The following is a 21737-nucleotide window of genomic DNA, read 5'->3' as shown; positions in this document are numbered from 1 at the left end:
TCGGGGTGGAAGCGCAGCAATGCGTGCAGCTGACGAATACTAATCGGTCGAGGGCTTATCCTAATAGGTACCCCACAAAGTGAAGCGAAGGCTTCCGGAACATAATCCGAGTACTTTGCGGGGACCCCAAAAAGCAGCTAAAGAAGTTCATAACCTTTCGCATCCAGTTTTCAGGGTTGCAAGCTTTATTTGATCTTAGGCCAAGAGCTTAAGGGCAAATAAACTTGAGGCATGATGTTTGGCGACATCATTCCCTGGTATATTTATGTCTGTTCCCTTGCTTGCAGTTTTTTGTTATAATAGGGGACAATGTGGCGGCATAGCTCAGCTGGCTAGAGCGTACGGTTCATACCCGTGAGGTCGGGGGTTCGATCCCCTCTGCCGCTACCATATTCCGGAGGGTTAGCTCAGCTGGGAGAGCATCTGCCTTACAAGCAGAGGGTCGGGGGTTCGATCCCCTCACCCTCCACCATCTAAGGAGCTGTGGTGTAGAGGCCTAACATGCCTGCCTGTCACGCAGGAGACCGCGGGTTCGAATCCCGTCAGCTCCGCCACCTTCATCTTTGATGAATTTGGCACTATATCTTCATAACGGCTCGGTAGCTCAGTCGGTAGAGCAGAGGACTGAAAATCCTCGTGTCGGCGGTTCGATTCCGTCCCGAGCCACCATCTATTTCTTGTGCTAATGGCACACGGAAATAATATCGTGGAGGGCTAGCGAAGTGGCCAAACGCAGCAGACTGTAAATCTGTTCTCTCTGAGTTCGGTGGTTCGAATCCATCGCCCTCCACCATTACAGCAAGAGCCATTAGCTCAGTTGGTAGAGCACCTGACTTTTAATCAGGGTGTCGAAGGTTCGAGTCCTTCATGGCTCACCATTTTTATCGCAAATGGACCCGGATGCAGCGGCATCCGGTTTTTGCTTTTTATATGAATTTGATCAGGAATCCTCTTATCCGAGCCGGATAAGAGGATTCCTTTTTTAGTTCCTACTGCTTATTCCTTAAATAGATCTCCTCGATTACCTCTTGAACAGCCGCATCGAGTCTGTCCTGCAGCTCTTGGGTGAGTTCGAAGCGGAAGCCGCTTTCGGCATCTCCGGTCCGTTCGATTTGCTGGTCCGTCGCATAGACGCCGCTGGCGAATATACGGGCGCCAAGCGCGGAGACGACCGGCTTGAAGGAATAGTCCATGGACAGCAGATGGGCGTAAGAGCCTCCGATAAAGAGGGGGGCTACGACTTTGCCGGACAATCCTTTCTCGGGGATTAAATCGATGAACGTTTTAAGCACTCCGGTATAGGAGGCTTTGTACACCGGGCTGGCGAACAGGACGGCATCCGCCTCGGCGACGAGACGGTTGGCCGCAACAATGGCAGGACTGCCGAACCTCGTTAAGATCAGATCCTCCGGCGGCAATTCGGCAACGGTGACTCGCTCGACGGCAATTCCTTGGGCGGACAGCTGCCGCTCGACGTATTGAATCATCCCGTTTAATCTCGAGCTAAGGTTCGGGCTCCCGGAAACGATAACGGCTTTGGGCATGGCGAACACTCCTATTTGTTTTTTATTGCTCAGAAAGGTATAGCTTTACGACTTCGAAAAACTTGCTTTTCGGCCGGCTATCGACATTGTAGATGAAGCACGGTCGTTTTTCCTCGAATGCCTTCAATAGAATTTTCATCATTATTCCGATGAACCTACTTGCAAATAAATCCTAGCACGAGCGCGAATAGCCGTCAAACGTAAGTTAGAACTTTTTTCTTGAAATATAAGCATTTAGGAATTTATTTATTTCTTTCATGGCCTTAAATTTCTCGCTCAAACGGTTCGTCCTTTGGACAGAGACAACGGATCGTTTTCTGCTTGTATTTTAACGATAATGGGGAACAATGTGAACACTAACGCAAAAGGGGACTAGAACAACATGGTTTACTGGCTGGCTGCCGTAAGCAGCTTGGTATTGTCCGCTCTATTCGTTCCGATGTTCCGGAAGCTGGCCCTTCGGTTAGGGTTTGTCGACCGTCCCACCAAACGCAAAATTCACAATAAACCGATACCGTTAATGGGCGGAACGGCGATCTATTTAAGCTGCTCGCTGGCGATTCTAGCCTTTTTGGGGCTGCAGCCTCTAAGCATTACGATCGTTGCGGGAGGGGGTGCGCTGGTGTTGACGGGCCTTCTCGACGACGCGTTCAAGTCGAAAGGAAAGGACTTCCCGGTATGGCCCCGCATTATCGTTTATGCCGCCGTGGCCGCTTTTCCGCTTTTATTCGACATTGTCATTATGGGGATCCGGAATCCCGCATCCGGCGTCTATATCAATTTTCCCGATTGGTCATCGGCGATTGCGACTTTTATTTGGATATTTGCTCTGATTAATATGATCAATTTCATTGACGGCGTAGACGGTCTGGCATCGGGCGTCTGCACGATGGCTGCGACGACGCTGTTGATCGCGGCTCTCGTCAAAGGGCAAAACGATACCGCGCTTGTCGCCGCAAGCCTGGCGGGAGCCAGCATCGGTTTTCTCGCTTATAACTTTTATCCGGCGCGAATCTTTATGGGCGATGCCGGAGCGACTTTCCTCGGCTATACGCTTGCCGTGGTTGCCGTCGACGGCGCTTTCAAGAAGGCGACCTTCATTACGGTGCTGGTGCCGCTGCTGGCGCTGGGCGTACCGATAATGGATACCGCCATCGTGATGACCCGCAGGCTATTATCCGGCAAAGGGCTTCACGTGGCGGACAAAATGCACACCCATCACGCGCTGATGCGCTGGGGGTTAAACCAAGTCCAGACCGTATCCTTTCTTTACTTAATCGCGGCATTGTTCTCGCTGCTCTCGCTTCTTCTTCTGCTTACGACGGGCTGAAACGGGCGTCTTCGTTGTGGTACAATGGCGAAAAAGACGTTCTTTCACGAGCGGCAGACAGGAGTGGCGACATGGGCACGACAGACTGGTTGAAACCGCTTCAACACATTTTAAACTGTCCGATTCAGACGGCAGCTTTTCAAGTGGCGGCTTGGAACGATCTTCTCGCTCAATCGGGATACAGGCTAGACGAGCCGATGCCCGCCGAAGGCGATCGGGTAGAGAACGGCGAGAGTGTCTGGTTCGTCGTTCAAGCGGACGAGGAGCAGGTCGTAGCGCTTCAAGTCGATAACGCCGATCTAAGCGATAAGGAGAAGGAGCTGATCAGCTGGACGCTTCGTGTGCATACGGGAGACGCCGGCGGAACCAGGCGGCCCGTATCCGAAAGCGAGGCGGCGGCACTAAAGCTTAGCAATTGGCTTCTTACCCAGCTCCGTTCGACGGAGCCGGCCTATTCACTGCCCGACCAGCTTGCGAACAAGGGCAGACTTTTTGCCGAAATGATACCTTTTCTTCTTATTACCGAATACTCCAATGCCAAACAAGCGTCTTACGGCGAGCTGGAGAAGCTGCTTGTCCCGTTTCTCGGCGAGGACATGCTGCTCATCCCCCTCGATACACGCGAATGGATGATATGGGGACCTTCGACTTTGTTGACGGATACCGATTACGATATGAAAGACGGGGAAGAAACGATCGAGGAAAGCTTGGCTTCGATCTGCCAAGGGCTGTACGAAATGCTGGCCAGCGAATGGATCGGGGATTGCCATCTGGCCGTGTCGCATCCGGCGGCCCCCGCTAAAGGAATGGTAGAGGCCGCCATGCTGCTGCGGGAGACGATCAGCCTCGGGCGCAAGTTTCAAGTCGGCTCGAACATTCACCTTCCGTGGATGCTGCATTTGGAGCGGATCTTGAACAGCATTCCCGAGAACATGCGCGCGCGCTTTTTGGAGCAGGCGCTTAAACGGACCGATCTCTTCCTGGAATCCGAAATGCTAAGCACGCTGGAAACCTTTTTCGCGCTGGACTGCAACGTAAGCGAAACCGCGAAACGGCTCTACATCCACCGCAATACGCTGCTGTACCGGCTGGATAAGCTGAAGAACGAGACGGGGCTTGACGTCCGCGTGTTTCGCGATGCCGTTCTGGTCAAAATCATATTGCTATTGTACAAAGTGACGAAAAGCATATAAATTTTTTGTAAGGTTTGTGCATAGTCAAACGCTTACAAAATGAGCTAATATGATTACATCAACGAAATTCTCGTATAGGGGGAAAATCACAATGGCAGGCGTACGTTTAGAGCATATTTACAAGAAATACCCGGGAGCGGACAAAGCATCGGTTACCGACGTTAACCTTGATATTAAAGACAAGGAGTTCCTTGTTCTGGTCGGTCCTTCCGGCTGCGGTAAATCGACGACGCTGCGGATGATCGCAGGCCTTGAAGAAATTTCCGAAGGCAAGCTGTTCATCGGCGACCGCCTTGTGAACGACGTGGCTCCTAAAGACCGCGACATCGCGATGGTGTTCCAATCCTACGCGCTGTACCCGCACATGAACGTATATCAAAACATGGCTTTCGGCCTTAAACTTCGCAAATTCAAAAAAGCGGACATCGACAAACGCGTTCGTGAAGCCGCTAAAATTCTCGATATCGAGCACCTGCTTGACCGTAAACCGAAGGCGCTGTCCGGCGGTCAACGTCAACGTGTCGCTCTGGGACGCGCTATCGTCCGCGAACCTCAAGTATTCTTGATGGACGAACCGCTCTCCAACCTGGACGCTAAGCTCCGCGGCCAAATGCGCGCCGAGATCAGCAAACTGACGAAACGTCTGGAAACGACGACGATCTACGTAACGCACGACCAGATCGAAGCTATGACGATGGGCGACCGTATCGTTGTTATGAAGGACGGCTTCATCCAGCAAGTGGATACGCCGGAGCATCTGTACAACCATCCGATTAACATCTTCGTTGCAGGCTTTATCGGCGCTCCTTCGATGAACTTCATCAGCGGTTCGCTGTCGGAATCCGGCGGTGCCGTACGCTTCAAAGCAACCGGCGTAGACATCGTAGTTCCGGAAGGCCGCGCTGCGATCCTTCGCTCGAAAGGCTACATCGGCAAAGAAGTGATTCTCGGCATTCGTCCGGAAGACCTTCACGAAGAGCCTGTGTTCCTGGAAGCATCGCCTAACACAGTTGTAAACGCACATGTTGACGTTGCGGAAAACCTCGGTCACGAAATGTACCTGTACCTGAACGGCATCGGTACCGACACGGTTATCGCCCGCGTCGACGGCCGTTCGACGCTCCGCGACGGCGCTAGCGTGAAGCTTGCTCTGGACATGAACAAAGCGCACATCTTCGACAAAGAAACGGAACAAAACGTTTTCGAAGTGTAAGCTTAAGCGTTCAGTTCAGCTTAAACCAACCCACCCCAACCATCTCCGGCATTGTCGGGGGTGGTTTTTTTATTTTTATGAGACAGTAAAAGAAAAACCGTCCGGGTCAAAACCGTTTGGCCGGCTAAAGCGTCTAATGGTTGCAGGAGTCGGGAGGGGAAGCATGGAGGCGGATCAGCTGGCCGCGGCAGGCATAGAAGGCGACGAGCATGCGCTGCTGCAGCGAATCGAACTCGATAAGCGAAAAATGTACGGTATCGCGTATGCGTATTTGCGCAATGAAACGGATGCGCTGGAAGCGATTCAGGAGACGGTATGCCGCGGACAGCAGCGGCACCCGTTCAAGCCATATGGGCGAGGAAAGCCTGCAGTACTACACGATCCCGAAGGCGGATTACAAACAGCCGCTCACATTTGAGGTCTATCAATACCCGGGATACGTGCTGGAGCCGTTCCAAGTCAAAATCAAATAGCAATTCCAATGGTGCCGAGGGCGGAAACGTTGCTTTCGGCGCTTTTTTCATTTACGATGAAAGCATTGGAAATAACGCATAGATCGTTTGTCATACATTGATCAAGGGCAAGAGGGGGCATCATCATGGCGAAAAAAGTGAAAGTATCCGAACTCGTCCATCAGTTTCAGCTTGAAATTGTCGCTGGAGAGGACGGATTGAAACGTACGATTACGGTAGACGATTTGTATCGCCCCGGCCTGGAGATGGCCGGTTATTTTGAATACCACCCAAGCGAGCGCGTGCAGCTGCTTGGCAAAACGGAAATTTCCTTCATAAGCACCCTTACGAGCGAGCAGCGCAACTTGCGGCTCGAACGATTGTGCCATGAAGACACGCCTTGCATCATTATTACAAGGGGATTGGAGCCGCCTGCGGAGCTGGTTCAATATTCGAACCAGAAGCATATTCCGCTGCTGCGGAGCAACGTGGCCACAACGATTCTGCACAGCAGGCTGACGGATTTCCTGGAGAAAAAGCTCGCACCGTCCGCAACGATACACGGCGTATTGGTCGACGTTTACGGGGTCGGCATTCTCATTACGGGCGGCAGCGGCATCGGCAAAAGCGAAACGGCGCTTGAGCTCGTGAAGCGCGGCCACCGGCTGGTCGCCGACGACGCCGTCGAAATTCGCCAAACGTCGGACGGCCAGCTGCACGGCAGCGCGCCGGAGCTGATCCGCCATCTGCTCGAAATTCGCGGCCTCGGCATTATTAATGCCATGACCTTGTTCGGCGCGGGCGCGATCCGCAACCAGAAGAGGATCAGCCTTGTCGTCAAATTGGAAAACTGGCAGCAGGACAAACAATACGACCGCCTCGGGCTGGACGAGGAGACGACGCGCATTATCGATACCGACGTGCCGCTCTTGACCGTGCCGGTCCGTCCGGGACGAAACTTGGCCGTCATTATCGAGGTCGGCGCGATGAACTTCCGGCTGAAACGGATGGGCTACAATGCGGCCCTTCAATTTACGAACAAGCTTACGGAGACGATATCGGACGATATCGACGATTACGATTGAGCCAAAGGAGATTGTAAAAGATGAATTTTCCGTTTCTCATTGATCCCGTCGCCTTCTCGTTCGGCGCTCTCGAAGTGCGGTGGTACGGCATCATATTGGGCACGGCCGCCCTTGTCGGCTTGCTGCTCGCGGTGCAGGAGGGCAAGCGGTTCGGCATCAAGCCGGATTTCTTCATGGATCTGCTCCTGCTCGGCGTGCCTTCCGCCATTATCGGCGCCCGTATCTATTACGTCGCCTTCACATGGGACGAATATAAGAACAACCTTGGCGCCATCTTTAAAATATGGGAAGGCGGCATCGCCATTTACGGCGCGCTGATCGGCGCGTTCATCTGCGGGATTCTGTACTTCCGCTACAAGGGCTACAATTTCTGGCGCATCGCCGACATCTGCGCGCCTTCGCTCATCGCTGGCCAAATGATCGGCCGCTGGGGCAACTTTATGAACCAGGAGGCGTACGGCGGTCCGGTGGAAGAAAGCTTCCTTCGCGATACGCTGCATTTGCCCGGTTTTATCGTCAATCAAATGAACGTGAACGGCGTGTTCCATCATCCGACGTTTCTGTACGAATCGCTCTGGAACCTCGTGGGGCTCATTCTGCTGCTCGTAATCCGCCGCCAGAAGTTTCTGCGCGCGGGAGAGCTGCTTGCCGGCTACTTCATCTGGTATTCCATCGGCCGCTTCTTTATCGAAGCGCTTCGTACCGATAGCTTGGCTTACCAAGGTCCCGCTTGGCTCGAAAGCCTCATTAACGCGTTGTGGTCGCCGATGACGGTGTTGTTCGAGCAAGGATACCTGGACCCGGCGTACGGCAATATCCGCATTTCGCAGCTGCTGGCGTTGTTCCTCGTCATTATCGGCATCGTCTTTATCGTGGTGCGCCGGGTGAACGGCTGGGCCAACGTCCGCTATTCCGACCCGATCGTATCGACGAAGGAAGCGGGACAAGACGGCGGCTCGGCCAACGCTTCGGCCGACAAGACGGCGAAAACGGAGCAGCCTTAAATAAACAGGCATTAAGGACAAAGCCGCCGAGAAACGGCTGCCGCTCCCGGCAGGGGCGGCGCCGGTTCGAGAGGGCGGCCTTTTTGCAAGGAGAAGGAGTTGGACGACAATATGACGGGCATACGCACCGTGCTGTTCGATTTGGACGGGACGATACTGGATACGAATGAACTGATCATCCGATCGTTTATGGAGGTGTTGAAGGACGTCGTACCCGAAGGCTTTACGAGGGAGCATATCATTCCGAAGATGGGAGAGCCTCTCGAGCTGCAATTTCAGCATTTCTCCGGCCTGGAGGACGTTTCGCATCTGGTGGCCGCTTATCGGAAAGTGAACCTTCGTCTTCACGACGAGCTGGTCAAGCCCTTCCCGTATGTGGCGGAAGTGTTGAAACGGCTGCGCGAGAACGGCATTCAGATCGGCGTCGTAACGACGAAAATCCGCATGACGACCGAAAAGGGTCTGGCTTATATCGGCATCCGCGACTATGTAGACGCGATCGTGACGATCGACGATATCGTCAATCCGAAGCCGCATCCGGAACCGGTGCTGAAAGCGATCGAGCTGCTGGGCGCCGAGCCGGCTTCCACGATGATGGTCGGCGACAGCGTCGTCGATATAATGTCCGCGGAGGCCGCCGGCACCGTCTCGGTCGGCGTCGCCTGGTCGCTTAAGGGCGAACGGCTGCTGCGTGACAGCGGGGCGCAGCATATCATCCGCGATATGCGGGATTTGTACGAGCTTGTCGGATTGGAGCGGGAGCCGCTTGCGTAACGTTGAACGTTTCCCGGTGGAAGGGACGAACTCGCTCCGGCAAATTTACCGGACGGTCAGCCCGTGGAAAGGGGTACGCAATTTTATTCTGATCCAGCTGGCCCGCTATTGTCCGATTCTGCCGGTTAAGAACGCGATTTACCGCTCCATCGGCATGAAAGTCGGCAAAGATGCCGCTTTTGCGCTGATGGTCATGCCGGACGTTTTTTTTCCGGAGCGAATATCGGTAGGGGAAAACACGATTATCGGGTATAATACGACCATTCTGGCCCATGAATATTTAATCAAGGAATATCGGCTGGGCGATGTGCGCATCGGTTCCCATGTGATGATCGGCGCCAACTCGACGATACTGCCCGGCGTGACGATCGGCGATCATGCTGTGGTTGCGGCCGGTTCGGTCGTCCACCGCGACGTTCCGCCCCATGCGTTCGTCGGCGGCAATCCGCTGCGGGAGATCCGCAGGCGGACAAGCGAAGGCTCGGACGAAGGCTTGCCTGCCGAATAAGCGATCTACAAGCCCGGTTCTTACGCGGAACCGGGCTTGAAACCGTCTGCGGGAAAGGGCGGTTACCATGTTCCGGCATCGGGCGCAAATGACTTGACGCTTCCGGTTTAATCGTGCTAACATTTGGTTTAACCTTTATTTTGTTAGTATGGTAACATGGTATCGCTTTAATACACTAAAGTAAACTGAAGGTGAATATAGATGGCTAAACCAAAAGTGTTCGAGAAGCCGACCGGACTTAAAGACTATTTGCCGAACGCGGTCCGCAAGCTTCGCCATATCGAGCGGAGCGTGCTCGATTGCATGAACGGCTGGGGTTACCGGCAGATGATCACCCCGACGCTGGAATATTACGATACGGTCGGGGCCGCAAGCTCGACGTCGGACGCCAAGCTGTTCAAGCTGCTGAATCACCGGGGGCAAACGCTGGTGCTTCGTTCGGACGTGACGGCGCCGATCGCTCGGGTCGTATCGTCGCTTCTTAAGGAAGCGCCGTTTCCGCTCCGCATTTCGTATCATGCGAACGTGTTCCGCGCTTTCGAGGAGGAAGCGGGCAGGGATGCGGAGTTTTTCCAGACCGGCGTGGAGCTGGTCGGCGATCCGTCTCCCGAGGCGGATGCGGAGGTTGTGGCGCTCGCGATCGCTTCGCTGAAGGCGGCCGGCGTCAAGCAGTTTAAAGTCGCGATCGGCCATGTGGGCTTCCTGAAAGGCCTCTTGGACGAAACGCTGCCGGGCCGCGAGGACGCGCAGAGCCAATTGAAGGATTGTCTGCTCGGCCGGGATTACGTCGGCTACCGCGAGCTGCTTCGGAAGCTGTCGCTGACGGAAGCGGCGCAGAGCGAGCTTGAAGCGATATTGAGGCTGCGCGGCGGGCAGGAAATATGCGCGGAGGCGCTTAAGCTCAGCGCCAACGAAACGGCGCGCGCCTCGATCGGCCATCTGTGCGAAATCTGGAACGCGCTGGCGGAATACGGGGTGAGCGAGCATGTGCTGATCGATCTGACGATGATCGGCGATTTCTCCTATTATACCGGCATGACGTTTGAAGGCTATGCGTCCGACCTCGGCTTTCCCGTTGCGAGCGGCGGAAGGTACGACAATCTGCTGGCGCAATTCGGACGCCCGGCGCCGGCTACCGGCTTCGCGCTGAAGACGAACCGCATCCTGGAGCTGCTCGGCGAGGACGAGGAATGCGCCGACAAGCGCGTATTGCTGATGTACGACGGCGCCGGGCGCCAAGCCGCGCTTGCCGAAGCGCAGCGGCTAAGAGCCGAAGGGAGCATCGCAGTGACGGAACGGCGGAGCGGCGAATTCGGGGAGCCGGCGCAAACGGCGAACGGAACTTTTATATATAGAGGCAACGAGTATTCGCAGTTCGAGTTTTACGGCGGAGAAGAAGGGAGGACGAGCCGATGAGCGGTCAGCCGTCCAAAGGAGATATTTTGAAGGTTGCGATGCCGAAAGGACGCATCTACAAGCAGGCGTCGAAGCTGTTCCGGGATGCGGGGCTGCCGATTCCGGAGGATTTCGACGATTCGCGCAAGCTTATTATCGAGCTGCCGGAAGCCGGGATGGAATTTATTATGGCTAAGCCGGTCGACGTGCCGACGTATGTGGAATACGGAGTGGCGGATATCGGCGTGGTCGGCAAGGACGTGCTGATGGAGGAAAACAAGGACGTCTACGAGCTTCTTGACCTGGGCATTGCGAGATGCCGGATGTCGGTCATCGGACTGCCGGATTGGAAGCCGACGATTCATCCGCGCGTGGCGACGAAGTATCCGAACGTCGCTTCGCAATATTTCCGGGAGCAGGGGCAGCAGGTCGAAGTGATCAAGCTGAACGGCTCCATCGAGCTGGCGCCGCTTATCGGCTTGGCCGACCGGATCGTCGACATGGTCGAAACGGGCCAGACGCTGCGCGAGAACGGACTGGTCGAGATGAAAGAAATATTCCCCATTACAAGCCGCTTGATCGCAAACCGCGTCAGCTACCGGATGAAAAACGAAGCGATCCAAGGATTGTGCGACCGGCTGCAGGCGACGCTGGCGGCGAAGGTGTAAGAAGACGTAAGAGGACGGAAGAAGACGGAACGGTATCTAAGTTGGACAAATGAGCTTCCTTGATTATGCCCAATGATATGGAGAAAGGGCATCCCCTTCGGTATGGAACGGGGGCTAATAATGAAGTTCAACTTATCCATAAGTTAAATAAAAAGGTGGAATGACAGATGCGCATCATGCGGGCAGAGCAGTTCGGCTTGAAGCGTGAGGTGGAGTACGGCACTCCGGAGCAAAACGCGTCCGTGGCGGCCATTGTCGCGGCCGTTCGGGAGGAAGGCGACGCGGCGCTGCTTCGGTTCTCGGAGCAATTCGACGGCGTGAAGCTGGACGCGGGATCGCTTCGGGTGACGAAGCAGGAAATCGAAGCGGCTTACGGACAGGTGGACGCCGCGTTCCTTGAAGCGATCCGCGAGGCGGCCGCAAACATCAAGTCGTTTCACGAGAAGCAGAAACGCAATTCGTGGATCGACCTGCAGCCCGACGGGACGCAGCTCGGCCAAATAATGCGGCCGCTGAAGCGGGTCGGCGTTTACGTTCCGGGCGGCAAGGCGGCTTATCCGTCGTCGGTGCTTATGAACGTTATCCCGGCCCAAGTGGCCGGCGTGCCCGAGATCGTCATGGTGACGCCGCCGGCCACCGGCGGCAAAGCCGGCATCGACCCGTACATTCTGGTCGCGGCCGCGGAAGCCGGCGTGAAGGAGATGTACCGGGTCGGCGGCGCGCAAGCGATCGCGGCGCTGGCGTACGGGACGGCGACGATCGCGCCGGTGGACAAAATATGCGGCCCCGGCAACATTTACGTGGCGTTGGCGAAGCGGGCGGTGTTCGGCGCGGTCGACATCGACAGCATCGCCGGGCCAAGCGAAATCGCGGTGTTGGCCGACGATTCGGCCAATCCGGTCTACGTCGCGGCCGACCTGCTGTCGCAGGCGGAGCATGACGAGATGGCTTCGGCCATCCTCGTCACGCCTTCGGAGCGGCTGGCGAATGCCGTAGGCGCCGAGGTCGACCGCCAGCTGGCGGAGCTGCCGCGCGAGGCGATCGCCCGCAGCTCGATCGACAGCTACGGGGCGGCGCTCCTCGTCGAATCGCTCGAAGAAGGCATCGAGGTCATCAACAAGCTTGCGCCGGAGCATTTGGAAATCATGACGCAGGACCCGATGAGCTTGCTCGGCAAAATCGAGAACGCCGGGGCGATATTCCTCGGGCCGTACAGCTCGGAGCCGGTCGGCGATTATTTCGCCGGTCCGAACCACATTATTCCGACGAACGGCACGGCGCGATTCTCGTCGCCGGTGAACGTGGACGATTTTATGAAGAAATCGAGCCTGATCTACTACAGCAAGGACGCGCTGATGGCGAACGGCGGCAAAATCATGACGCTGGCCCGCCACGAAGGGCTGGAAGGGCATGCGCGGGCGATCGAGGTGCGTCTTGAGCAACAACAGGCTGACTAATATAGCTGAATCGGTACAATAGAAAGGAAGAGAATCGGTTATGGCGGACATTGCAAAACGCGCGGCGTCGGTGGCGCGCAAAACGAACGAGACGGATATTACCCTTACTTTCGCGATAGACGGAACGGGAGAAACGAAGATCGAAACGGACGTGCCGTTTCTGAACCATATGCTGGATTTGTTCACGAAGCACGGCCAGTTCGACCTGCAGGTCGAAGCGCGCGGCGACGTCGATATCGACGATCACCATACGGTGGAGGACATCGGCATTTGCCTCGGCCAGACGCTGCGCGAGGCGCTGGGCGACAAAAACGGCATCAAGCGTTACGCAAACGTGTTCGTTCCGATGGACGAAGCGCTTGCCCAGGTGGTCATCGACGTGAGCAACCGGCCGCATTTCGAATACCGTGCGGAATATCCTTCGTCTCAGGTCGGCAGCTTCCAGGTGGAGCTGGTCCACGAGTTTCTATGGAAGCTGGCGTTGGAGGCGCGCATTACGCTGCACGTCATCGTCCATTACGGCCGCAATACGCACCATATGATCGAGGCGGTGTTCAAGGCGCTTGGCCGGGCGATCGACGAAGCGACCTCCATCGATCCTCGCGTGCAAGGAGTGCCTTCGACGAAAGGAGTGCTGTAGATGATCGCGATTATCGACTACGGCATGGGCAATCTGCACAGCGTCAGCAAAGCGGTGGAGCGGCTTGGCTACGAAGCGGTCGTGACGGCCGACCCGGAGACGATTATGGCCGCGGACGGCGCGATTTTGCCGGGGGTCGGCGCTTTCGGCGACGCGATGGACAATTTGCGCGAAACGGGTCTAGATAAAGTAACGAAGGCGTACGCCGCGTCCGGCAAGCCGCTGCTCGGCATCTGCCTCGGGATGCAGCTGTTGTTCGACGAAAGCGACGAGCACGGGCGCAACGACGGGCTTTCGCTGCTGCCGGGCAAGGCGGTGCGGTTCGAAGGCGGCTATAAAGTGCCGCATATGGGCTGGAACAAGCTGAAGTTCGAGCAAAGCAGCCCGCTGTTCGAAGGAATCGGGGAAGGGCATGTATACTTTGTCCATTCCTATCACGTGAAGCCGGAGCAGGCTTCGGACTTGCTGGCGACGACCGACTATTATCAGCCGGTGACGGCGATCGTCGGCAGAGGGAACGTGTTCGGCATGCAGTTTCACCCGGAAAAAAGCGGCGAGGTCGGCATGAAGCTGCTGCGCAATTTTGCGGCGATGACGGGCAAGCCGGGGCAAGAGCGATAACAGGAGGTTCGATGAGAATGTCTACATTCACCATATATCCGGCCATCGACATTCGCGGCGGCAAGGCGGTGCGCCTTATTCAAGGCGATTACAATCAGGAGACGGTTTATAACGATAGCCCCGTTGCGGCGGCCCGGGATTGGGAGGCGGCCGGCGCGGCGTGGATTCATCTGGTCGATCTGGACGGCGCCAAGGAAGGGCGTCCGGTGAACGCGGAGCTCATTGGTGATATCGCCCGGACGGTTAACGTTCCGGTACAGGTTGGCGGCGGCCTGCGGACGATGGAGGACGTGGAGAAGCTGGCCGATCTTGGCGTATCCCGCGTTATTCTCGGCACGGCGGCGATCGAGGATCAGGAGTTCGTGAAGCGGGTGCTGGCGCGTTACGGCGACAAGGTCGCCATCGGCATCGACGCGCGGGACGGTTATGTCGCCACGCGCGGCTGGCTGGAAACGTCGGAGGTCAAGGCGGAGGAGCTGGCGGTTAAGCTGGCGGCGCAAGGGGCGCGGACGTTTATCTTCACCGACATTTCGCGCGACGGCATGATGAAGGGACCGAACACGGAAGCGATCGTGTCGCTGGCGCGCGTATCCGGCAGCCATGTCATTGCGTCCGGCGGCGTGTCGGTGATGGACGATCTCGTGAAGCTGGCGAAGCACCGCGCGGACGGCGTCGCGGGAGCGATTGTCGGCAAAGCGCTGTACACGGGCAGCATCAACTTGGCGGACGCGATCGAGCGTCTCGCCTAACGGCGCCGCGTGCTGCAGCCGTTGAAGCGGCGCGGCGGCGCGCCGAGCGGCGAGCACGGCGCGTGGGCGGCGAGAGCGGCGCAGCGTTCGAATGCGGCGCACGAACGAACAAATAGCGAGCGATACGCGCACAACGGCGAGCGCGACGAGCCAACCGGCGCGTATCGCGTAAAAGGAGAGTGCCTTTATGCTGGCGAAACGCATTATTCCGTGCCTGGACGTAAAGGACGGACGGGTTGTGAAGGGAGTTAATTTCGTGAACCTCCGCGATGCCGGCGATCCGGTGGAGCTTGCCGCAACGTATGACCGCGAAGGGGCGGACGAGCTTGTTTTTCTCGATATATCCGCTTCCCATGAAGGGCGCTCCACGATGGTCGAGGTCGTCAAGCGGACGGCGGGCGAAATTACGATACCGTTTACGGTCGGCGGCGGCATCTCGCATGTCGACGATATGAAGCGGCTGCTGCGGGCGGGAGCGGACAAAATCGCCATCAATACGTCCGCCGTCAAAAATCCGGCCCTTATTCAAGAGGGGGCCCGCAAATTCGGCTCGCAGTGCATCGTAGTCGCCATCGACGCGAAGTATAACCCCGAGTGGGGCGAGTGGGAAGTTTATACGCACGGCGGCCGGCAAGCGACCGGCATCAAGGCGCTCGAGTGGGTGAAGGAAGCCGAGCGTCTCGGCGCGGGCGAAATATTGCTGACGAGCATGGACGCCGACGGGACGAAGGACGGCTTCGACCTGAAGCTGACGCGCGCGGTTTCGGATGCGGTCGGGATTCCGGTTATCGCTTCGGGCGGAGCGGGACGGGTCGAAGATTTCCATGCCGTATTCGCCGAAGGCCATGCGGACGCGGGACTCGCGGCGACGATTTTTCACTATAAGGAAATGACGATCGCCGAAGTGAAGGAAGATTTGCGCAGCAAAGGAGTGGAAGTCAGATGAGTGGAGCGGCACAGGAGCAGCAGGCGCTGCAGGAGAGGATCAAGTGGAGCGCGGACGGGCTTGTCGCCGCGATCGTTCAGGACGATCAAAGCAAGGAAGTGCTGATGCTCGCTTATATGAACCGCGAATCGCTGGCCAAGTCGATTGAAACGGGCGAGACGTGGTTCTGGAGCCGTTCCCGCAACGAGCTGTGGAACAAAGGCGCGACAAGCGGCCACAAGCAGCGGATTCGGTCCATGGCGTACGACTGCGACGGCGATGCGCTGCTGGTGCGCGTGGAGCAGACAGGCCCCGCCTGCCATACCGGAAGCTACAGCTGCTTCCACAACGCGATCGAAACCGCAGGCGGCGGCGAGGCGCACAGCGGCGCGAGCTCTTCGGATCGGTTCGCGGCCCTCGGACGACTGGAAGAGATTATCGCCAAGCGGCATGCGGAACGCCCGGAAGGCTCTTACACGAGCTACCTCTTCAACAAAGGCTTGGACAAAATATTGAAGAAAGTCGGCGAGGAGTCGGCGGAAGTCATCATCGCGGCCAAAAACAATGACAACGAAGAGCTTCGCATGGAAGCGAGCGACCTTATCTTTCATCTCATGGTGCTGCTGCGCGAGCGCGGGCTGCCGTTCGACGAACTGATGAAGGTGCTGGACGAACGTCACGGCAAGCCTACGACTAACAAGATGCGTTAATTACAATCATCCCATTTCGATCTGCTGCATAGCCGAGAAGAATGGGATTTTTCGTGCAGTCTTTTCCAAATACGGCTCGCGGCAAAAATTACCGGCGCTTCAATGTCGACCGCTTGCATAACATTGTCGAAAAATAGTACCGATTCATTTTTGTGTTCTCGTAAATAAGATGTATAATAAGAGTAAACAAGCCTGCGTCGAACAGCCCGGCACGGCCGGCTGCGCGGGCGGCAGCAACGTCTATATTATTGGGTTTAAACGCTCAGGAGGGTATCATGTTAAGCGACAATTTGCGTATTTTTTCGGGTTCGTCCAACCCGGTACTGGCACAGGACATTTGTAGACAACTGGGCGTATCGCTCGGCTCGATCAAGATGTCCCGCTTTAAAAGCGGCGAAATTTACGTCCATTACGAAGAGTCCATTCGTAACTGCGACGTGTTCCTGGTCCAATCTCTCTCCCATCCGATCAACGAGCATTTCGTCGAACTGCTGGTGATGATCGATGCGGCGAAACGGGCTTCGGCGAAGACGATCAACGTCGTTATGCCGTACTACGGATATGCGCGTCAGGAACGGAAAGCGGCTCCGCGCGAACCGATTTCCGCCAAGATGGTGGCGGACGTGCTGACGACGGTTGGCGCAACGCGCGTAATGACGATCGACTTGCATGCTCCGGCTATCCAAGGCTTCTTCAACATACCGGTCGATCATCTGACGGGCCTGGATCTGATCAGCGATTACCTGAAAAGCAAAAACATCGAGAACCCGGTCGTCGTATCGCCCGACGCGGGCCGCGCGTCCACGGCCGAGAAGCTGGCGAACTTCCTGGATTCGCCGTTTGCCATCATGATCAAGAAGCGCCCCGCGCACAATGAATCGGTCATTACCCACGTCATCGGGGATGTGGAAGGCCAGACGGCGATTATTATCGAGGATTTGATCGATACCGGCACGACCATCGTTAACGTGGTGGAGAGCTTGCGCGAACGCGGCGCGAAGGACGTCTACGTATGCGCGACCCATCCGCTTTTCTCCGGCAATGCCCTTGAGCGTTTAGACCATCCTGGCATAAAAGAAGTTATCGTAACGGACTCGATCGCTCTGCCGACCAACCGTTCGAGCCGCTTTAAAGTATTGTCCGTCGGCCCGCTGCTGGCGGAATCGATCCGCATCATCGTCGAAGGCGGATCGATCAGCACGTTGTTCAAAAGCTAACCTGCACGGAACGAAATCGCATACGCGTTTGGCAATCGCGGGCATCTTCTGATCGCCCGCGTTTTTTTCCTGCAATTCTTGCGTGTTCGTACATGCCGTGTATGGTATAATCGTAGCAAATTCGTAAAGCTCGGGGGGGTGCCTTGTATCAAAATGACAGGGAAGAAACGTGCTGCTGTTGACTCAAAATCCAATATCATACCTATTCACTGGGATGCAACGTTCTTTTTCGAGAGAGCGGTTCGGTCGCTTGATCGCTATCATTACGACAAGGCACTGAAATATTTCCGGCGCGCCGTGGAGTACGAGCCGGAAAACCCGGTCAACCATTGCAATATGGCAGGCATTTTATCGGAAATGGGCAACTACGAGGAATCGAACCGGATTCTGAAGTGGATTGTCGATGAATTGGATCCGTCGATGACGGAATGCTATTTCTATATGGCTAACAATTACGCGAACATGGAAAACTACGAAGCGGCCGAAGGCTCGCTCGTTCAATACTTAGAGGAAGACGCGGACGGACATTTTCTGGACGAGGCGGAGGAGATGATGGAGCTGCTCCATTACGAGCTCGAACGTCCGACCCGGCTGATGAGCATTAAATCCCGCGAAGGCGTCGTCGAGCACGACAAAGCGCGCGCGTTGCTCGAGGAAGGCAAGTTTGCCGAGGCGGTAAGGCTGCTGGAGCAGATCATCGCCGCCCAGCCGGATTTTATGGCCGCCCGCAACAACTTGGCGTTAGCCTTTTATTATATGGGCAAGTTCGAGAAGGCGATGGAGACGATCGGCGAAGCGCTTGAAGTCGAGCCGGGCAATTTGCACGCCCTCTGCAATCTGGCGATCTTTTACCAGCATGCCGGGGAGAACGGCCGGTTAGCCGAGCTTCTCGCGCTGCTTCGGAAGACGGAGCCGTTCCATGAGGAGCATGTGTTTAAACTGGCGACTACAATGGGCATCTTAGGAGAACACGCCGCGGCGTACAGGCAATTCCGCCGCTTGCTGAAGGAAGCGCGGCTGGAGCGGGAGCCGAGCCTGTACCATTACGCCGCGGTCGCGGCCTGCAATTCGGGCCGTTACGACGAAGCCGAACGGCTGTGGCGGCAAGCGCTGAAGCTTGACGAGGTCTCGGGCATCCCCAGCTATTATCTGGAGCAGCTGGAGCTTGTGCGCGGCAGCGGCAATAACGCTCCGATCAGCTACCATTACCACTTGCCCTTCGAAGAGCAGTTTAAGCTGTGGGAGCAGGACGGAGGGGGCTTGCCCGATCATTTGAAGCGGGATCCGCTCGTCCGTTCCTCCTTCTTCTGGGCGCTTCGCCACGGCGACCGGCACACGAAGCTGCAGGTCATTCAGGCGCTGGGGATGATTGCCGACGGCGAAGTGAAAGACGTGCTGGCCGCTTTTCTGCTGGAACCGGACGAGGACGACGAATTGAAGCGCATGGCCGTGTTCGTCCTTCGCATGATCGGCGTGGAGGATCCGCTGGAGGCGATTCTGGAGGGCGGCAGAACGGTGATCGAGCCGCATTTCGTTCCGGCCAGCATGCCGGTATGGGAGGAGAAGTGGCAGGAGATCGCCGACCTCGCTTTGGCCAACATGAACAAGCGTTACGATCTGGTTCAGCAGTACGATTTGATGACGTTGTGGGGAGACTTCCTGTCGCGTCTATATCCGGACATTCCGCGCTTTACCCGGATCGAGAGCTGGTCGGCCGCGCTTGAATATTTGACGGCCAAGATGCACCGCAGAGCGGTCTCCTACCATGAGGTCGCCGAACGCTACGGCGTATCGATCACAACGGTCAGCCGAAACGTTAAGCGAATCGACGAGGTGTGCGGCATTCGGGAAAAAATGCGCACCGTAAGTTCCGTATTCGCAGGTGCGGACACCAGCGAATAGCAGGCTGCCTTCCGGCAGCCTGCCCGTTGTTTTTACACGCAGTCTATCCAAGGGTTCATCCAAGGAGGTCACGCGAAATGTACAAATCGATTATTGTCGGTACCGGACCGTCGGGATTGACGGCCGCCATTTATTTGGCCCGGGCGAACATGGAGCCGCTTGTCATCGAAGGCCCGGAGCCGGGAGGACAGCTGACGACCACGACGGAAGTGGAGAATTTCCCCGGGTTTCCCGAAGGGATTATGGGGCCCGAGCTGATGGCGAACATGCGCAAGCAGGCCGAACGGTTCGGCGCGAAATTCCTCTCCGGCTGGGTGAACGGCGTCGACCTGTCCAAGCGTCCGTTCAAGCTGCAGATTGAGGGCCAAGGCGAGCTTGAGGCCGAGACGATTATCGTTTCGACGGGCGCTTCGGCGAAGTATTTGGGCATTCCGGGCGAAAAGGACAACGTCGGCCGGGGCGTAAGCACCTGCGCGACTTGCGACGGCTTTTTCTTCAGGGGCAAAAGGATCGTCGTCATCGGCGGCGGGGATTCGGCCATGGAGGAAGCGAGTTTCCTGACCCGCTTCGCGTCGGAAGTCGAGCTGGTCCACCGGCGCGATGAGCTGCGCGCGTCCAAAATTATGCAGGACCGCGCCCGCACGAACGACAAAATCTCGTGGAGCCTGAATCGTACCCCTATTGAGGTGCTGTCGAACGGAATGGGGGTAACGGGGCTCAAAGTCCGTAACAACGAGACCGGCGAAGAAGAGACGATCGAAGCAAGCGGCGTCTTTGTCGCGATCGGCCATACGCCGAACACCGGCTTCTTGAACGGCCAGCTCGACATGGATGAGCACGGCTATATCAAGACGAAGCCGGGATCGACCGAAACGAGCGTGCCGGGCCTCTTCGCATGCGGCGACGTGCAGGACAACAAATACCGCCAGGCGATTACGGCGGCCGGCAGCGGCTGCATGGCGGCGCTCGATTGCGAGAAGTTTCTCGAAGGCAGCATTACGCAGGATTGGAGCCAATCGCTATAGACGCTTCGTTAGGCGAAGCGAACGCGAGTTGACAGGTACAACCCCTCCACGGAGGGGTTGTTCACTTTGGCGATATGCCATGAAAGTATCCGTCTTCCGATTGAAAGAGAAGGATTCATATTTTTAAATCGTCTTCTATTTCCCGCCGAAACGGTTCGTCCGCAAACAAGGTCGAGAATGCGTTTCTGCTTGTCCTGCAAGGCTTCTTAGGGCCGGCCTGTTGTCTTGACCGGAGCATAACGTTCAATTATAGTGAGTACAGTGAACATTAACATGTTAATGAGGTGGACAATTGATGTCTCAGAAAATTTATGTCGGAGTAGATGTCGGAGGAACCGCAATTAAAGTGGGAATCTGCGATGCGGAAGGAGCACTCCTCCATACGTATGAAGGCCCAACGGAAACGAGCAAAGGCGCGGACGCGATCCTTCATAATATCGCACAGTATGCGAGGGACATCGTTGACCAATCTCCATTCGAGTGGGAGCAGGTCGAAGGCGTTGGCGTCGGAATCGCCGGATTTCTGGATATTCCGAAGGGCTTCGTGAAATATTCGGCCAACCTGCCGCTGAAAAACGTCGACTTGAAAGGCTTTTTGGAAGAAAAGCTGCAGGTCAAAGTATTGATCAATAACGACGCTAACGTAGCGGCGCTTGGAGAAGCGTGGGCGGGCGCAGGCAAAGGCATCGGCAACTGCGTATGCTACACGCTCGGAACCGGCGTCGGCGGAGGCATTATTATAAACGGCAAGATCGTCGAAGGCTTCTCCGGCATGGCCGGCGAGCTGGGCCATATGGCGATCGTGCCGGATCTCGAAGCGATTCAATGCGGCTGCGGCAAGATGGGATGCCTCGAGACGGTATCGTCCGCGACGGGCATTATCCGGATGGCCAAGGACGCGGTTGCCCGCGGCGACCGCACTTCGCTTTCAACCGTGGACAACATTATGGCGAAAGACGTCATCGACGCGGCGAAGGAAGGCGACGAGGTGGCGGCGCGTATCGTAGCCCGCGCGGCGTATTATCTCGGCCGCTCGATGGCGCAAATCGCCGTCGTTTTAAATCCGGAATGCTTTATTATCGGCGGCGGCGTGTCCAAGGCCGGCGAATACTTGTTTGCCCAAATCCGCGAAGTGTTCGAGAAATACACGCAGGACGAAGCGAAAGAGAACGTCAAGATTATCGCGGCGATACTTGGCAACAACGCGGGCGTGGTCGGCGCGGCGGGTCTTATTTTAAAGGATAATAAATAACCTTATAAGCATGGGAATCGTCCTTGGACGAGGACGGCAAACCCGTTAGGCTTGAACGGTCTTTTATTGGGAA

Annotated in this window: 21 protein-coding genes and 6 tRNA genes; 26 read left to right on the top strand and 1 reads right to left on the bottom strand. The window is 56.5% G+C overall.

What is annotated here, in order from left to right:
- Positions 1-313: 313 nt before the first annotated feature.
- The 6 genes from ACFSW5_RS23770 (at position 314) to ACFSW5_RS23745 (ending at position 878) form a co-directional block, all read left to right on the top strand.
- A tRNA-Met gene (locus ACFSW5_RS23770) sits at positions 314-390 on the top strand.
- A gap of 6 nt (positions 391-396) precedes the next feature.
- Positions 397-472 (top strand) — tRNA-Val (locus ACFSW5_RS23765).
- A 5-nt stretch (positions 473-477) separates the two neighbouring features.
- A tRNA-Asp gene (locus tag ACFSW5_RS23760) sits at positions 478-554 on the top strand.
- A gap of 39 nt (positions 555-593) precedes the next feature.
- Positions 594-669 (top strand) — tRNA-Phe (locus tag ACFSW5_RS23755).
- Between the two features lie 39 nt (positions 670-708).
- A tRNA-Tyr gene (locus ACFSW5_RS23750) sits at positions 709-793 on the top strand.
- Positions 794-802: 9 nt separating this feature from the next.
- Positions 803-878 (top strand) — tRNA-Lys (locus ACFSW5_RS23745).
- Between the two features lie 111 nt (positions 879-989).
- On the opposite strand, the gene ssuE is transcribed toward ACFSW5_RS23745, so the two are convergent.
- Positions 990-1544: an NADPH-dependent FMN reductase gene (ssuE, locus tag ACFSW5_RS23740; RefSeq protein ID WP_379278939.1), complete on the bottom strand. Its 555-nt coding sequence runs from the start codon at positions 1542-1544 to the stop codon at positions 990-992.
- Positions 1545-1926: 382 nt separating this feature from the next.
- Here ssuE and ACFSW5_RS23735 point away from each other — a divergent pair, with 382 nt between their 5' ends.
- The 20 genes from ACFSW5_RS23735 to ACFSW5_RS23640 all read left to right on the top strand — a co-directional run bounded on the left by ACFSW5_RS23735 (position 1927) and on the right by ACFSW5_RS23640 (position 21664).
- A complete protein-coding gene (locus ACFSW5_RS23735; RefSeq protein ID WP_379278937.1) occupies positions 1927-2874 on the top strand; it encodes an MraY family glycosyltransferase in 948 nt (315 codons plus the stop codon).
- A 71-nt stretch (positions 2875-2945) separates the two neighbouring features.
- Positions 2946-4067 carry a PucR family transcriptional regulator gene (locus ACFSW5_RS23730; protein ID WP_379278935.1) on the top strand — a complete coding sequence of 374 codons (1122 nt, stop codon included), beginning with the start codon at positions 2946-2948 and terminating at the stop codon, positions 4065-4067.
- Between the two features lie 91 nt (positions 4068-4158).
- Positions 4159-5280 carry an ABC transporter ATP-binding protein gene (locus tag ACFSW5_RS23725; protein ID WP_379278933.1) on the top strand — a complete coding sequence of 374 codons (1122 nt, stop codon included), beginning with the start codon at positions 4159-4161 and terminating at the stop codon, positions 5278-5280.
- A gap of 163 nt (positions 5281-5443) precedes the next feature.
- The gene (locus ACFSW5_RS23720) at positions 5444-5698 is read left to right on the top strand and encodes a hypothetical protein (protein WP_379278931.1); all 255 of its coding nucleotides are present in this window, start codon (positions 5444-5446) and stop codon (positions 5696-5698) included.
- A gap of 180 nt (positions 5699-5878) precedes the next feature.
- Entirely contained in the window at positions 5879-6817 is a 939-nt protein-coding gene (gene hprK, locus ACFSW5_RS23715) for an HPr(Ser) kinase/phosphatase (RefSeq protein WP_379278929.1), read from the top strand.
- A gap of 20 nt (positions 6818-6837) precedes the next feature.
- Positions 6838-7821, top strand: a complete 984-nt coding sequence (gene lgt, locus ACFSW5_RS23710) for a prolipoprotein diacylglyceryl transferase (RefSeq protein ID WP_379278927.1) — start codon at positions 6838-6840, stop codon at positions 7819-7821.
- A 111-nt stretch (positions 7822-7932) separates the two neighbouring features.
- Positions 7933-8595, top strand: coding sequence for a pyrophosphatase PpaX (gene ppaX / locus ACFSW5_RS23705; RefSeq protein WP_379278943.1), 663 nt, complete (start codon positions 7933-7935; stop codon positions 8593-8595).
- Complete coding sequence (locus ACFSW5_RS23700) at positions 8588-9103, top strand: acyltransferase (protein ID WP_379278925.1); 516 nt, start codon at positions 8588-8590, stop codon at positions 9101-9103. The genes ppaX and ACFSW5_RS23700 overlap by 8 nt, the downstream gene beginning before the upstream one ends.
- A gap of 201 nt (positions 9104-9304) precedes the next feature.
- Positions 9305-10519, top strand: coding sequence for an ATP phosphoribosyltransferase regulatory subunit (locus tag ACFSW5_RS23695; protein ID WP_379278923.1), 1215 nt, complete (start codon positions 9305-9307; stop codon positions 10517-10519).
- Complete coding sequence (gene hisG / locus ACFSW5_RS23690; RefSeq protein WP_379278921.1) at positions 10516-11166, top strand: ATP phosphoribosyltransferase; 651 nt, start codon at positions 10516-10518, stop codon at positions 11164-11166. Before ACFSW5_RS23695 ends, hisG begins: the two co-directional genes overlap by 4 nt.
- Before the next feature lie 167 nt (positions 11167-11333).
- The gene (hisD, locus tag ACFSW5_RS23685) at positions 11334-12623 is read left to right on the top strand and encodes a histidinol dehydrogenase (protein ID WP_379278918.1); all 1290 of its coding nucleotides are present in this window, start codon (positions 11334-11336) and stop codon (positions 12621-12623) included.
- Positions 12624-12663: 40 nt separating this feature from the next.
- Complete coding sequence (hisB, locus tag ACFSW5_RS23680) at positions 12664-13263, top strand: imidazoleglycerol-phosphate dehydratase HisB (RefSeq protein WP_379278916.1); 600 nt, start codon at positions 12664-12666, stop codon at positions 13261-13263.
- Entirely contained in the window at positions 13264-13884 is a 621-nt protein-coding gene (gene hisH / locus ACFSW5_RS23675; protein WP_379278914.1) for an imidazole glycerol phosphate synthase subunit HisH, read from the top strand.
- A gap of 17 nt (positions 13885-13901) precedes the next feature.
- Positions 13902-14633: a 1-(5-phosphoribosyl)-5-[(5-phosphoribosylamino)methylideneamino]imidazole-4-carboxamide isomerase gene (gene hisA, locus ACFSW5_RS23670; protein WP_379278911.1), complete on the top strand. Its 732-nt coding sequence runs from the start codon at positions 13902-13904 to the stop codon at positions 14631-14633.
- A 187-nt stretch (positions 14634-14820) separates the two neighbouring features.
- A complete protein-coding gene (hisF, locus tag ACFSW5_RS23665) occupies positions 14821-15579 on the top strand; it encodes an imidazole glycerol phosphate synthase subunit HisF (RefSeq protein ID WP_379278909.1) in 759 nt (252 codons plus the stop codon).
- Positions 15576-16268, top strand: a complete 693-nt coding sequence (gene hisIE / locus ACFSW5_RS23660) for a bifunctional phosphoribosyl-AMP cyclohydrolase/phosphoribosyl-ATP diphosphatase HisIE (protein ID WP_379278907.1) — start codon at positions 15576-15578, stop codon at positions 16266-16268. The genes hisF and hisIE overlap by 4 nt, the downstream gene beginning before the upstream one ends.
- A gap of 275 nt (positions 16269-16543) precedes the next feature.
- Positions 16544-17485 (top strand): ribose-phosphate diphosphokinase, encoded by a 942-nt coding sequence (locus ACFSW5_RS23655; protein ID WP_379278904.1) that lies wholly within the window; start codon positions 16544-16546, stop codon positions 17483-17485.
- 153 nt (positions 17486-17638) lie between these two features.
- On the top strand, positions 17639-19387 hold the full coding sequence (locus ACFSW5_RS23650; RefSeq protein WP_379278902.1) for a tetratricopeptide repeat protein: 1749 nt from the start codon (positions 17639-17641) through the stop codon (positions 19385-19387).
- A 77-nt stretch (positions 19388-19464) separates the two neighbouring features.
- Positions 19465-20412, top strand: coding sequence for a thioredoxin-disulfide reductase (gene trxB / locus ACFSW5_RS23645; RefSeq protein ID WP_379278899.1), 948 nt, complete (start codon positions 19465-19467; stop codon positions 20410-20412).
- 295 nt (positions 20413-20707) lie between these two features.
- A complete protein-coding gene (locus ACFSW5_RS23640) occupies positions 20708-21664 on the top strand; it encodes an ROK family glucokinase (protein ID WP_379278896.1) in 957 nt (318 codons plus the stop codon).
- Positions 21665-21737: the final 73 nt, after the last annotated feature.

The organism is Paenibacillus thailandensis, from assembly GCF_042685365.1.
Taxonomy (GTDB): domain Bacteria; phylum Bacillota; class Bacilli; order Paenibacillales; family Paenibacillaceae; genus Paenibacillus_AP; species Paenibacillus_AP thailandensis.
Note: the sequence above shows the minus strand (reverse complement) of the source record. Positions and strands in the feature narration are given on the sequence as shown.

Bases quoted from the DNA above. Each gene is read 5' to 3' on its own strand.
- trxB (WP_379278899.1), top strand. From the start codon at position 19,465: ATGTACAAATCGATTATTGTCGGTACCGGACCGTCGGGATTGACGGCC.
- ACFSW5_RS23730 (WP_379278935.1), top strand. From the start codon at position 2,946: ATGGGCACGACAGACTGGTTGAAACCGCTTCAACACATTTTAAACTGT.
- ppaX (WP_379278943.1), top strand. From the start codon at position 7,933: ATGACGGGCATACGCACCGTGCTGTTCGATTTGGACGGGACGATACTG.
- hisF (WP_379278909.1), top strand. From the start codon at position 14,821: ATGCTGGCGAAACGCATTATTCCGTGCCTGGACGTAAAGGACGGACGG.
- lgt (WP_379278927.1), top strand. From the start codon at position 6,838: ATGAATTTTCCGTTTCTCATTGATCCCGTCGCCTTCTCGTTCGGCGCT.
- hisH (WP_379278914.1), top strand. From the start codon at position 13,264: ATGATCGCGATTATCGACTACGGCATGGGCAATCTGCACAGCGTCAGC.
- hisG (WP_379278921.1), top strand. From the start codon at position 10,516: ATGAGCGGTCAGCCGTCCAAAGGAGATATTTTGAAGGTTGCGATGCCG.
- ssuE (WP_379278939.1), bottom strand. From the start codon at position 1,544: ATGCCCAAAGCCGTTATCGTTTCCGGGAGCCCGAACCTTAGCTCGAGA.
- hisIE (WP_379278907.1), top strand. From the start codon at position 15,576: ATGAGTGGAGCGGCACAGGAGCAGCAGGCGCTGCAGGAGAGGATCAAG.
- ACFSW5_RS23735 (WP_379278937.1), top strand. From the start codon at position 1,927: ATGGTTTACTGGCTGGCTGCCGTAAGCAGCTTGGTATTGTCCGCTCTA.
- hisB (WP_379278916.1), top strand. From the start codon at position 12,664: ATGGCGGACATTGCAAAACGCGCGGCGTCGGTGGCGCGCAAAACGAAC.
- ACFSW5_RS23725 (WP_379278933.1), top strand. From the start codon at position 4,159: ATGGCAGGCGTACGTTTAGAGCATATTTACAAGAAATACCCGGGAGCG.
- hprK (WP_379278929.1), top strand. From the start codon at position 5,879: ATGGCGAAAAAAGTGAAAGTATCCGAACTCGTCCATCAGTTTCAGCTT.
- ACFSW5_RS23655 (WP_379278904.1), top strand. From the start codon at position 16,544: ATGTTAAGCGACAATTTGCGTATTTTTTCGGGTTCGTCCAACCCGGTA.
- ACFSW5_RS23650 (WP_379278902.1), top strand. From the start codon at position 17,639: ATGACAGGGAAGAAACGTGCTGCTGTTGACTCAAAATCCAATATCATA.
- ACFSW5_RS23695 (WP_379278923.1), top strand. From the start codon at position 9,305: ATGGCTAAACCAAAAGTGTTCGAGAAGCCGACCGGACTTAAAGACTAT.
- ACFSW5_RS23720 (WP_379278931.1), top strand. From the start codon at position 5,444: ATGGAGGCGGATCAGCTGGCCGCGGCAGGCATAGAAGGCGACGAGCAT.
- hisD (WP_379278918.1), top strand. From the start codon at position 11,334: ATGCGCATCATGCGGGCAGAGCAGTTCGGCTTGAAGCGTGAGGTGGAG.
- hisA (WP_379278911.1), top strand. From the start codon at position 13,902: ATGTCTACATTCACCATATATCCGGCCATCGACATTCGCGGCGGCAAG.
- ACFSW5_RS23640 (WP_379278896.1), top strand. From the start codon at position 20,708: ATGTCTCAGAAAATTTATGTCGGAGTAGATGTCGGAGGAACCGCAATT.